At 53.2% G+C, this 12266-nt stretch carries 13 protein-coding genes; 9 read left to right on the forward strand and 4 right to left on the reverse strand.

The window, feature by feature from the left end; all coding sequences use genetic code 11:
* Positions 1-68: 68 nt before the first annotated feature.
* The 3 genes from Enr10x_RS18360 to Enr10x_RS18370 are packed head-to-tail and all read right to left on the reverse strand — an operon-like array spanning position 69 to position 2207.
* Complete coding sequence (locus Enr10x_RS18360) at positions 69-1172, reverse strand: pilus assembly protein TadG-related protein (protein ID WP_145450955.1); 1104 nt, start codon at positions 1170-1172, stop codon at positions 69-71.
* Between the two features lie 57 nt (positions 1173-1229).
* Positions 1230-1727 (reverse strand): TadE/TadG family type IV pilus assembly protein, encoded by a 498-nt coding sequence (locus Enr10x_RS18365; RefSeq protein ID WP_145111053.1) that lies wholly within the window; start codon positions 1725-1727, stop codon positions 1230-1232.
* 39 nt (positions 1728-1766) lie between these two features.
* Positions 1767-2207: a TadE/TadG family type IV pilus assembly protein gene (locus tag Enr10x_RS18370; RefSeq protein WP_145111056.1), complete on the reverse strand. Its 441-nt coding sequence runs from the start codon at positions 2205-2207 to the stop codon at positions 1767-1769.
* Between the two features lie 353 nt (positions 2208-2560).
* Between Enr10x_RS18370 and Enr10x_RS18375 the strand changes: the two genes are divergently transcribed.
* The 5 genes from Enr10x_RS18375 to Enr10x_RS18395 all read left to right on the forward strand — a co-directional run bounded on the left by Enr10x_RS18375 (position 2561) and on the right by Enr10x_RS18395 (position 6786).
* Positions 2561-3064, forward strand: coding sequence for a hypothetical protein (locus tag Enr10x_RS18375; protein WP_232093041.1), 504 nt, complete (start codon positions 2561-2563; stop codon positions 3062-3064).
* Positions 3065-3090: 26 nt separating this feature from the next.
* Positions 3091-4203, forward strand: coding sequence for a LolA-like protein (locus tag Enr10x_RS18380; RefSeq protein ID WP_145111062.1), 1113 nt, complete (start codon positions 3091-3093; stop codon positions 4201-4203).
* 69 nt (positions 4204-4272) lie between these two features.
* On the forward strand, positions 4273-5238 hold the full coding sequence (locus Enr10x_RS18385) for a hypothetical protein (RefSeq protein ID WP_145450958.1): 966 nt from the start codon (positions 4273-4275) through the stop codon (positions 5236-5238).
* Positions 5239-5296: 58 nt separating this feature from the next.
* Positions 5297-6126 (forward strand): IS5 family transposase gene (locus tag Enr10x_RS18390; protein WP_390620441.1). Its coding sequence is split into 2 segments (ribosomal slippage): positions 5297-5687 and positions 5687-6126, totalling 831 coding nucleotides; the frame shifts between segments, so codons are not numbered across the junction.
* A 282-nt stretch (positions 6127-6408) separates the two neighbouring features.
* A complete protein-coding gene (locus Enr10x_RS18395; RefSeq protein WP_145111067.1) occupies positions 6409-6786 on the forward strand; it encodes a hypothetical protein in 378 nt (125 codons plus the stop codon).
* Between the two features lie 13 nt (positions 6787-6799).
* Here the strand turns inward: Enr10x_RS18395 and Enr10x_RS18400 are convergent, their stop codons facing one another.
* Positions 6800-7645, reverse strand: a complete 846-nt coding sequence (locus Enr10x_RS18400; RefSeq protein WP_145450959.1) for a hypothetical protein — start codon at positions 7643-7645, stop codon at positions 6800-6802.
* Between the two features lie 261 nt (positions 7646-7906).
* On the opposite strand from Enr10x_RS18400, the gene Enr10x_RS18405 reads away from it, so the two are divergent.
* From Enr10x_RS18405 to Enr10x_RS18420, 4 genes are all read left to right on the forward strand, one after another.
* The gene (locus Enr10x_RS18405; RefSeq protein WP_145450960.1) at positions 7907-9004 is read left to right on the forward strand and encodes a hypothetical protein; all 1098 of its coding nucleotides are present in this window, start codon (positions 7907-7909) and stop codon (positions 9002-9004) included.
* A 79-nt stretch (positions 9005-9083) separates the two neighbouring features.
* Positions 9084-9839 carry a hypothetical protein gene (locus Enr10x_RS18410; protein ID WP_145111076.1) on the forward strand — a complete coding sequence of 252 codons (756 nt, stop codon included), beginning with the start codon at positions 9084-9086 and terminating at the stop codon, positions 9837-9839.
* Positions 9839-10423, forward strand: a complete 585-nt coding sequence (locus Enr10x_RS18415; RefSeq protein WP_145111079.1) for a hypothetical protein — start codon at positions 9839-9841, stop codon at positions 10421-10423. The genes Enr10x_RS18410 and Enr10x_RS18415 overlap by 1 nt, the downstream gene beginning before the upstream one ends.
* Positions 10424-10546: 123 nt before the next feature.
* Complete coding sequence (locus Enr10x_RS18420; RefSeq protein ID WP_145450961.1) at positions 10547-12238, forward strand: DUF1559 domain-containing protein; 1692 nt, start codon at positions 10547-10549, stop codon at positions 12236-12238.
* Positions 12239-12266 lie beyond the last annotated feature (28 nt).

Genomic DNA, 12266 nt, shown 5'->3' on the forward strand with positions numbered 1-12266 from the left:
TTATCATGCCCCTCCCAGAGCTTTCAAAGCCTCCCACCCACAGCCTCTCCCCCTCTCCATAGTCACGCTTATTCGACCATGGCTGGCGCAGCGAAAGCCCCTTCTACGAGGTCGGTGGTGATGCTCAAGTCGGTCTGGGGCCTGAGCAAAGCATCGTAAGTATACGACTTTTTAATACGCAGATAAGTATTTTTATCTCCCCCCCAGTGCGAATCGATGACTTCACAGACCGCCCAGCCAACGACATGGAAATCCACATGACTGCCGTCGCCGACGGCTGAATCATAGATGGGGATCAGACGCTTTTGTCCCTCGATGGCCTGAACTGCCAGTTTCAGACCGGAAGAAAGACCGGGGTCCCCGCTCATGTTGAGCGGAACCCTGCTGTCGATATATTCATTGGAAGGAATTCGCCCCTGTTCGTGCAGGGCATCCAGGTCGAACTGCCTTAACCCGTTGAGAATCTGATCCCGCATATCCTCGGTACTGTTCAGACTCCCGCCAATATCCAGCGTCCCCCAGTTCCCGGGGATGGTCGCTCCGATATTATCTTCCAGTCGCCCGTCGCCATAAATACTCCAGACATCCCCCAGTTTGGTGTTGTCCCATTCCGATTTGGGAATGGTAAAGGGGAGCACGCCGACCCCGGGGGTCAACAGGCTGCCTTTCTGGAGGATCGCTGTCGAAGTGGCGGAGACTGCGGAATCATTAATTCCCAGGATGCGGGCGAAGAACAGCGAGACGGGGGAGTTGGCCTGCTCGTCAAAGCGGAGTTTGACGCGCACGGTATCGAACGTTCCCCAGTTCAGCAGCGTAAAGTTGTCGTAAACTGTTGAGGGATCGTAGCGGCCAATCTGGATATCGGAATCGAGGACGACGAAATCCGGAATGTCTTTCAGATTATAAGCGACATATTCACGGACACGTGACCTGACGAGAGCCAGATCCTGATAGCCGTCCGCATCGGGAAGCAGATCCCTGACCGCGGCCAGTACCGCGGCATCGGCTGCCCGCTGCAGATCCGCCCGCTTTTTCAGGATGTATCCATAGTCGACTGTAAACGCGACCATGCCCAGCAGGGGGACCATTAACACCGCTGTGAAGACAGCGATCGCTCCTTTGCGTTTTCGCGTACGGCCTGCAGTTGTTTTCAATGTCCGATTTCCACGCATTTCTGTTCCCCTCTTAACATGGAGTCTACTCGATCTGCACTCTGTCTGATCCAAAGATCATTCACGTCGCATGAACGTGGTCGTCTCAAGTGATCTGCCACCCAGTCCCGGAAAGCCGTTTAACCAGCGCACCGAGTCATAGCGAAAGATCACCTGCACCGCCACCGGTTCCCCCGAGAGGATCGTAGTGAGGTCACCATTTAAAACTGCGGTTAAATCACCTCCGAGCAGTGATACATTCAGACTGCGGTAGACATTGACCGTGATGGCACTGTCCAGTTGCGTGGCCGAGATATGCGGACACTGCTGGGCAACGTAATTCAGGACAGTTGCTCTGACTTCGGACTGGTTGAGGGCTGTATTCTGTGAGGCCTGTCGTGCGCCCGCATAAGAGGCATCATTAACCACCTGGGCCATATTGACAAACTGCCCGGAGTCGATAGCGCCCATGGTAATCAGCACCAGCAGTGGTGCCACCAGGGCACATTCCACTGCCGCGACGCCTTTGCGTTGAGAGGAGTTCTGAGCCAAAACCGTCTTGCGATGTATGAGCATGATTCAGTTTCTCCGGTAAATTGTGTTTTCAGAAAGCGGTCATTCCCGTTTCATGGTTGACTGGCCTCGCAGGACAGTCTTATTCAGAAAGGTGGGAACAATCCAGGAAACGTCGGCGTAATTCACTTCGACGGTAGCAGTGATGGTGGTGCCCGATTCCAGCCCTTCCAGCTGGGCCGGGTCAAAACTGATGCGGCAGAGGCTGGCATCATTAGCGCTGGCGATCGTGGTCTGCAGATGATTGCGGATGACGGCTTCCGCGTCAGAGGTGGTGATGGTGCCGACGAGAACTGCTTTGCGACAGCCGGCCCGGGCAGAATCGGTGAGGGCCTGTTTGACCATGCCCATCCTGGTAAATTCGACCAGACCGAAAATCAGGAGAAAGAAGAAGGGAGCGACAATGGCCATCTCGACGGAAACGGCACCAGAACGCTGTTGAACATGAGGCAATCGTAAATTTCGATGCTGCGTGAGCTGCATGACGATGTTCTTTCTGGAAATTTTTAAACTCTCCAACACTAAGTCTACACCATTTTCACAGATGCGCGATTTTCTCTGCGTTTTCCCATAAGATTCAGAAGCGATCCACGTGCGAATCTGCGATTGAATGAATTGTGCGGGATTTCCTGTTGAAAAAGTGTTTTCATTTCTCAACAACCTACTATACAATCGCGGGTTATAAACAACTGATCTCCATGTATATAAATTCAATCATTGGATCTCTCTGCTACGAGATACGACTCAGACCTGAAACCGAGTGGTATTAATTTCCTCTCATCAGAAATGGGATGACCAGGATCATTTCCATTTCACAGTCACGGAATGATTCACCTATGAAGGCGCTGCTCTGCTCTCTGTTACTGATCACACTGCTCCTATCCGGATGCAGCAAACCTTACACACCCAAAGAAATGACCGAAGAGGAGCAGGAGCTCAAACAGCAACTGTCGAAATACCAGGATCAGTTCAAGGCAGCCATGAATAACCCGGAGACTTATGTGCCGGTCGCTGTGGTGGATCGGAAAACGACGTTCCCTGATGATGATCAGGAATACACCAGGGTCCTGGTTCTGCAGCGCGAACAACTTGACCTGGACGATTACGGTTTCAGCCCCCCGGGGAAAGAGGAATCGGAAGCCGACGAAGACTATATCGAAGGCTTCTTCAACGACGTCCTGTTCTGGGTCGATGCGGAAGGGAACATTACTTTCGACGATTACGAGCAACCTCCGGGAACGCAGATGGTGGTGGAATGGTGCATTCCCAACGGAGACTACAAACAGGTCGCCTTACACTTCGGCGGGATTCCCTGCACGGTGATCGACCTGGAGCAGTAAACATTCAGTGAAAAGGAGGACAGACAGTGAAATGCCTGCAGCCTTTATGTTTGATCCGAAAGACATCCCGCCTGATCCCGGTCCTGCTGTTGCTGATTCCGGTCTCCGTGTCAGCCGCCCCAGAGTCGGCGAAACAATCCGAAGCGGACAGCAAATTACAGAACCTGATCAGAGAACTGGAACGAAACGAAGCGCTCTACCAGGATCTGGAACTCAAGTTGCAGGAGCGCTATGAACAGCCTCCCGGAAATGCTCATCCCAAATGGAAGGTGGAAAACAGGACCGAATACTCGATCCTGGTCCAGGGCCAGAAGTTCCGGGAAGAGGAAACTAAGGCCGGCCAGTTCAGAGTGATGCCACAGCGGAATCAGAAAAACCAGAAGTTTTTCATCGAGGGGAGGGATTCCACGCTGTCCATGTTTGATGGAACAACTTACCGCCGATTCAATGAAACTGATTATGAGTCTGTCCTCGCTGGCGGCAAACGCACCCAGAGCAAACGGGGAGAGGTCTCAGATTTGCCCAAGCGACTGGATAACTTCGCGCGGCCTCACATGCTGCTGCAGCTGCGTTATCCGTATGTTCCACTTTCGAACTACCTTAGCGGACAGAAAGCGATGGTCAATTATCCGGGACTTCCGCCGTATCCCCAGCCCTTCCAGGTCAAAGTTCAGATTGAAGGGACCGGGGAGATTCAGGGACTGAAATGCACGAAGGTCGTCATCGAACAGTTGAACGACAGCGATGTCCGTTTCGCAAAACAGATCCTGTGGCTGGCACACGAGCGGAACCTGATTCCGGTGAAAATTATCACGTATCGTGACCAATTATCCGAAGAAAAGCCGATTGAAGAAGCGTTCATCGACGAATGGCAGGAGCTGGGAACCGGTGTCTGGTTCCCCCAGAAAGCTCACATCGATCACTACAATTTCGTTTTATATAAATATAATGGAACATACGAACTCGACTGGCGGAGGCATCTCAACGTCAAACAGGTCACGCTCCATCCCGAGGTGCAGCAGCAGGTCTTTACGAAGCTGAATTTCCCGCAGGGAACCACGGTGAGAGTCCGTAAAGATCATAAGCAGAGTAAATACAAAGTCGGCGAAGAGGAACAGAAACCAGCGAAAAAAGAATGACAGGAATGTTCCCCCACTGTGCTTTCCCGCTTTCAGCCGATGCAACATATTTCTGAAAGGAGTTCCCCGATGTCTACCATGCGCCCCGCTTTGTTTTCGGGATGCCTGATCCTCATCCTGGTTGCGTCAGGTAACGTCCGGGCAGATGAGCCCCAGACCGGGAAATCCGCTCAACTGCAGACGCTGATAAAAAAACTGGAACACAATGAAGGGCTGTACCGGAATCTCAAGCTCAAGCTGGAGTTGCTCTACGAGCACCCTCCGGCTCCCGTTGATCCCGACATCCAGGCGCGACAAATTTCCGATCTCACGCTGATTGTGCAGGGCGAGAATCACCGTCAGGAGAAAGAGACCAGGGGGCGTTTCAGACAGGGTTATATCGTCCCGCCCAACAAGCCTTATAATCATTTCAACAATGGTACCCAGGCAACCAGTCAGGTATACGACGGAGAAACACTGCGCAAGTTACATCAATATGAGCATTCCCCCGGCCTCACCAGTGACGAGGGACGCAAGGGAGGTTACGGTTCCATCTCGCACGAACACGAACGGATGGATAATTTACTGCGGCCGCATATGATGCTGTTGAATCGCGGGCCACGGATTCCGCTGTCAACCTGGTTCAAAGGGCAGCCTGCGATCATCGACTCGCCTGGCCTGCCCAATTACAACGATGGTACAACCTGTCAGATACAGCTGCTGGGCGAAGAAGAATTCCAGGAACTGAAGTGCCTCAAAGTCCAGATCGATCGCTTCCGAAAGGGCAAGCATTTCCTCAGATACATTCTCTGGCTGGCCCGCGAGCGGAATCTGATCCCCGCCCGGGTTGTCATCTATCAGCCGAACAGGTCAAAGACACTGCCCCAAAGTGAAGCCCTGGTTGACGAATGGCAGGAATTGCGTCCCGGTGTCTGGTTTCCCCGGAAATTCCACCAGGACCGCCTGAACTGGATCGCCTACATCAAGCTGCACAAAGAACAGGTCGGCTGGCGTGAAGAATATCTAGAGGTAGTTTCAAAACCCAAAACTACGTGAACAGTTTGGTATAGTATTTGTACGAGTACCTCCCTCGAAAGGAGGTCTCATTATGACCATGACCCGCGTGTCACGACCTGCCACAGGTCGCAACATTACCGGGTCCAGGACGGAACCAAAACCACAACTCTCGGACGAGCAATGGCTTCTGATCAAAGATCTGTTTCCAGAACCACCGGTAAACGCAGCCGGAGGGCGGCCCAGAGTGGCTCCCCGCGAGTGCCTCGAAGGAATCCTTTGGGTATTAAGGACCGGTGCCCGATGGAAAGATTTACCAACATTTTTACCATCTCCCAGCACCTGCTGGCGGCGTTTCAAGGAATGGACCGAAGACGGTGTCTTCCTGGAAGCGTGGCAGCGATTGCTCGAACACTTAGACCGCCGGAAGCTGGTTGTCTGGTCGGAAGCATTCGGGGATGGCACATTCTGCCCCGCAAAAAAAGGGGCGCCGATGTCGGAAAGACAAAACGGGGAAAGGGAACCAAGCTTATGCTGCTGGTCGACGGAAACGGGCTCCCTCTCGCTTTGGATCGTGCCAGTGCCTCTCCGGCAGAGGTGAAGCTGATTGAATCCCTGCTGGACCAGCGAGTTTTGCCACGCGACCCCGATCGCCTGATTTATGATCGTGCGGCCGACAGCGATCCCCTGCGCACAGAGCTGGCGGAACGGCAGATAGAGCTGATCTGTCCGCATCGCAAGAACCGTGTGAAACCAGCGACGCAAGACGGGCGTGCTCTGCGGCGATATCGACGCCGCTGGAAAGTCGAACGCACCATCAGCTGGCTGTTCAACTTTCGTCGTCTGGTAATACGATATGAACGATACAGTCATTTGTTTTTAGGATTCGCACAACTCGCGTGCGTGTTCACCTTACTTAATAAGTTATGAAACCACTTCTAGTCAAATCGGTCGAGCTAGATCCGACACTCCCGGAAAACATCTTTACCCGACTGGACTTTCCGAAAGGGATCGTCGTCGACGGAAATGCGTTGCAGGAATAAGCCCTGGAATTCAGAGGGGAGCATCCACAAAGCCGGTCCGGACATCCATCTCCTGGACAATCCTGTTACCGGAGAGGGACAGTGTGAACCAATAACAGTCCTGAACTGTCATGTCTCCTGTGTTCTCAAAGCGGTGAGAGCCTCCCATCGCCCGATTCAGGAAACGCCAATGACAAGTCGACTCGTCCAGATCATCGCCAAACTCTTCTCGCGGAAGCGGGATATCGTCAACTTTCTGAGTGCCGCCGAGGGTATCGATTTTCGCTTGCGGGATGGATCGGTGGTCCCGGGCTTTCGCTGGTCACAGGTCACGCGCATCGAAACCTGTAAAATTGACCTGATGGTTTACGATGAAGTCGCACTCCGCTTCACGACCGACAAGGGACGTTATGAAATTCTGGAAGGGCATACTGCATTCCAGGAGTGTTTTGCCCATCTGGAACAGCAGTTCGGTCTTTCACCCGAGTGGTATTTCCAGGTGATGGAAAACGCATTTGAAACGAATCACCGGGTTCTATATCAGAAAGAAAGCATCCGCTCGAACTGATTTGTCTGCGAAGTTAGTTCGCGCCGTATCTCTGCAGCGACTGCTGTAATTTGCTCCAGAACGATTTCTGGCTCTCGTATTTGTCAGCGGGGAGTTCGTTTTTCTGTGCTTCCAGGGAATCCAGCTGATTTTTGACGGCGGACGTGTAGGAAAAGTCTGCGTTCGCAAACGGGTTTTTGAACTCCGGGTCGCCCGGTTCATACTGACGCACGAACTGCCCGTTTTCGTCGACTTCGATGTTGGCCGTGAGGAGGGGGAGCATCATCTGCATCTGGGCAGTGGCCAGTTGGCCAAAGTCCATGTCTTTGGTGGCTTCATCCCAGGCGGCGACGACTTCCGCCGGTGTGTTGCTGTTGGGAAAGCGGAGACCATAGGCCGCGCCGGTGCGGGTGAAGCCATCCTGATTCAGATCGACCTGGGCTGCTCCCGGGAGCAGCAGGTTCAGGGCGCCTTCTTCGGAGAGCCCGTCGACATCGATGGGATCGGCCAGCCCCTGCACTTTCTGTACGACCTCCAGCTCTTCGCGGGAGAGTTTTTTCAGGAAGCTCTTGGGATCGACATAGCCCCCTTCGTTGTGTGCGCGGACGATAATGTTGCCGAAGGACTGCTTGAGTTCATCGGGTTTTTCCACCTGGCTGTAACGGCCGGTCCGTTCGCTGTTGAACCAGCTGTCCCAGGAACGCTGCAGGCTTTCGACCGTGGGAGGCTCGGCGTCGGTTGTCTCGGCAGAGACGTACCCCTGCCGCCCGACCTGGTCCAGCATCGCACTGAAAATGTTCTGAACCGCGTGGTCCTGATTTCGCTTGTCCTGTTTCTGCGACAGCAGACTGCTGAGGCCGGAAGCATCGCCGATTTTCAAGGTCATCCCCCATGACTGACTTTAGGAAAGAGTGCTGATAGAGAAAGAGCGCAAGTACACCCTCGTTAAGATATATCGATTATAACGATTAACAAACTTGAAATATTTTTCCGTTCGTGGCGGGTAAACAGGGAGACTGAGGGAGAAAAGCCTGTGTGTTCCGCCTATTTCCGATCAGAAAAACGTGTCATATTCACTGAATTTTTGTATAATCGAATCTCGAAAGCGATTTCAACAGCACCTGAAAGCGGGAGTTTCTCAATGCAAGTGTTACGACAATCTCTGTCGTCTGCCGGTCTGTTAACTGTTCTGCTGGCAGTGATCGTACTGCCGGAATCAGTTCAGGGGGCAGAAGCGAAGTCTGAACCGCAGCAGAATCTGACAAAACTGATTCAGGCGATTCAGGACAACGAACGCCTGTATCAGAATCTCAAACTCAAGCTGACGCGGACGCACACCGATGAGCTGAATCTGTTTCTGGTGCCGGATAAGGAACGGGCGCAGCGGGTCGCTGAGATCTCTCTGACGGTCGAGGGCAAACAGTTTCGCGAACAGATGCGGGAGCAGGGAGAGTTCGTAGTCATCTCAGGCGGACTGGGAGGGGGCATCTCTTCTCCTGAAAAGAAACCGGAACCCAATCGGACCAAAACCGGGACGGAAATCCGGACGGAGGTCAGTAACGGTCACGTCTGCCGGATTTTCAATGAGAGCCTGTTTCCCACAGAGAAAGAGTCGCGGGAAGCCTATGGTCTGATCACAGATCGTATTCCCCAGGTGTCCCACCTGGCACGACCACACATGCTTCTGAATGTCTGGCCGACAGGCATTCCGCTTTCGACCTGCCTGCAGGGACCAGAAGCAGTTCGTACTTTTCTGGGAGAAACCTCTAACAAACGCAGGTACACCAGCCGCACGCAGGTCCTCGACTCCGTGGAATATCGGGGACACCCCTGCACCCGCGTGCGGATGGAGATTCTCGACCAGGACGGACGCGCACGCACGCGACGCGAATTCTGGCTGGCAGAGGATCGGAACCTGATCCCCGTGCAGATCCTGAGTTTTCATAATCGTGATTCCAATTTCCAGCCGACTGCGGAAGGGGTCGTGGAAGACTGGCTGGAGGTTGCGCCTGGTATCTGGTACCCGCAGAAGGCGTCCTTCAAACGCTATAACTCGACACAATTACGTAGAGACGATCAACAGGTCCTCGCCTGGCGGCTGGACTACGATGTGCAATCGGTTGAGTTGAATCCAGAGGTGAACGCTTCGCAGTTTACCCAACTCGATTTTCCGCCGGGAACCAGTGTGAGTGTCTGGGAAAATAGAAAACAGGTCCGCAAGTATGAGCAGGGTGAATAAAGAAAGGCTTGTTCCCCCACCAGTAGTCTGTACCGTACTGATCCGTTGAGAGTTCGCTTTCCGACGAATAATAAACATCATGAAATACGTTCTTCTCTTCGTTCTCCCGGTGTCGATTTTTATCGTCTATCTCTGGCTGTTCCGCAAACGTCATCGAACGGTCGGTTCTCTGCTTGCCCCTAAGCCACTGGAGTCGCTGTTCGATGAAATTGACACGACTCCTGATCAGCCGGTCCCGTTTGGTTATAAAATGTCATGGCTGGCTGTTAAATCGGATGACGCAGAGCGGGTACTGAAATCACTCGATATGGAAAATGTTCAACCTGCTAACTGGCACACAGGCTGTATTGCTGCCTATCACTATCACACTTTTGTGACACCTGTGGTTGATGGCTGGGTCTTTGTACTGGCAGTGGACCTGCCCACTCTTTACACCGCAGCAGACTCCAGTGAATTCACGGCGTTACTCTCTCGGCTTTCAGAAGAATTTGGGGAAGTCCAATATTTCTGTACGCACCGGGTTTCCGAATCTCATTCCTGGGCCCGTTTCATCGAGGGAAAGGAAATCCGGGCCTTTGCCTATGCAGACTCGGAGACCTACGCCAACCGGGGAGACAAAACGTCAGGAGAAATCGAACTCGGCTATCAGTACTTTGATGACACCTCCCCCGAAGCAGAATCTGAGACGTACTGGGAGCGCACAGACCTGTGTTCCCCGGATGAAGAACACGTGATGGAGATCGCCGGCAAATGGAGCATCAATCCGAATTCGTTCGAAGAAAGAGAGTTCCCCGCAGGCGTCGGCTGGATCGGGAATCTGGTGCGGAGTCGTTGATGAGCAGGCATAAGTCAGATGCGAATTTACTGAATCAGTTTGTCGATTGTTTCGGGCGCTTCGACGATCTGCTCGCACCGGATGACGCGCCACAGGAAATGCTTGTGCCCCAGTCAACTGAGACCTGGGACAGTTGGAGTGAATTGGGCCGGTGGCTCCCCTTACGGATGGAAACCGAAGCTTCTGCTTTGGAGCCGCTCTATCAAAAACTGCCGGGACCGCTCCCACAGCTCTACGAACAACTGGTGCTGCACTGGCGGTGGCTGGAGGTGGACCTGGGAAGCCTGGTGTTGCGGGCCAATCCACCGGGTCCAGATCTGGAGGGTCTGGAGGCGACTTTGTTGCGGGATCCGGTGCTGACAGCGACGTTGCTCCCGGCCGGCTATGTGCCCTTTGGTCGTTCTGCAATCGACTATGATCCACTCTGCTTTGATCTCAACGCGATGAATGACGCGCAGGATTGCCCGATCATCCAGTTCGAACATGAAGCGATTCTGTGTCACGCGAAAATCGGTGATCACGAACAACGCTGGCCCTCGTTTCGGGATCTCATCACAGAAGTGGTCGCGCGCGCGGATGTCTGACGCTTCGGAGCACTCTGCATTTTTCGGTTTCCCGGTTGGCATTTGTTCTCTGCCGCTCTATACTCGATTCAATGCACGTCTGTTACGTAAACATATCTGATCGATCTATCCGCGGAGAATTTTATGAAGTGCGCTCTCTATTCCATTCGGCACCGTTCCCGTCTGTCTCTCTTCCTGCCTGCTGTGGTGCTGATCTGTTGTCTGTTTTCCTCTCTTCAGCTAAGGGCAGAAGATAACGAGACGGCAATACGGGAGCCTTTCCGCCTGGACCTGGTGCCGGAAGAGGCCCTGGGGGTGATTGCATTTCGCCCTGCCCAGCTATTGGCGGAACCTGTGATCAAACCGATTCGAGAACTGCTGCTCAAAGACCAGCCCCATAATTTCAGAGAGGGATCCCTGGGATTGATGCCCACCGATGTCAAAGCAGTCACGATGATCTTTTTATTCCAGGAACCGGGGGAGAGCGGTCGCACTCCCTTCAAGAATGTGTTTCTAATTGAGACGATTGAGAAACTGAACCAGGCGCAGATGAAGCAGCTGTTCTCGAAGTCCCCGCTGGTGGAAACAGAATTCCAGGGAAAAACACTGCTGACCAAGGGATCGAACGATGGAGATACACTCGTTTTTCTGGATGAAGATTCGTTTCTCATTTCGGACAGGTCCAGTGGAGTCAAAACAATCATTGACCAGTTGCAGAATCGGGACAATCGGGTCTGGAGCAAACGGCTGGCGCCCGTCGCGACCGCCTCAGTAGCAGGGGGCATTAACATGCAGGCCCTGCGGAGTCGGCTGGGAGAAGCCTTGATCCAACCGCTGACCCAGCGCATACCCGCCTGGCCGATGATCGCTCCTATCTGGCAGAACACGGAAATCGCCACACTCGGCATTACGTTGCAAAAAGGTCTTTCCCTGGAACTGCTCTTCGAGCAGAACAACAACAGCGAACAGCTCAAGCAGTCTCTCGAGGGTCTGCTACTGCTGGGGAAAAATATGATCCGTCAGTTTCAGACCACACGTGAGAAATTGAATCGCCCCCTGCGACCGGAAGAAGTATCCTATCTCAAACGGTTAGAGCAAGTCTTTACGGAGACACAGGTCACCCAGGACAACTCTCGAGTGACGTTTAAGAGCGTATTCAAGCAGGACCTGCTCAGCCAGATGGTGGATCTGACGATTCCCGCAATTCTCCAGGCCCGTGCAGCGGCCCGTCGCTCCGTTTCGAAGAACAACATCAAGCATATCATGCTGGCGCTGCACAATTACCACGATCGATATCACCACTTTCCTCCTGCAGTCGTGATGGGACCGGACGGAAAGACGCCCCACAGCTGGCGGGTGGAACTGCTGCCCTATCTTGATCAGCAGGCGCTGTATGACAAATACCGGATGAATGAGCCCTGGGACAGCGAGCATAATCTTAAGATCGCCGAGACTGTGGTTCCGGTTTTCAGTCATCCGAATTCCGATAAACCAGCAAACAGCTGCTACTTTGCGGTTACAGGCGACGGCACAGCATTTGGAAATAAACAGGGCGTGTCTTTCAAAGATATCACAGACGGCACTTCGAATACGATTGCGATCGTCGAAGCGAAACGGGACATCCCGTGGACCAAACCGGAAGATATTCATTTCGACGGCAAGAAGCTACCGAAGTTCGGCGGATTTTCCGAGAACCCACCCGTCAACGGGCAACCTGCGATCGGCGTTTATTATGTCGGTTCGTGCGATGGTCGAGCCCGAATGATTATGGACAACATTGATGAAGAGCTTCTTAAGACCCTGCTGACCATTGCGGATGGGAAACCGGATCAGTAAATTTCAACGCCTTGAAACAGAATAAAAC

The organism is Gimesia panareensis (assembly GCF_007748155.1).
GTDB classification, from domain to species: Bacteria; Planctomycetota; Planctomycetia; order Planctomycetales; family Planctomycetaceae; genus Gimesia; species Gimesia panareensis.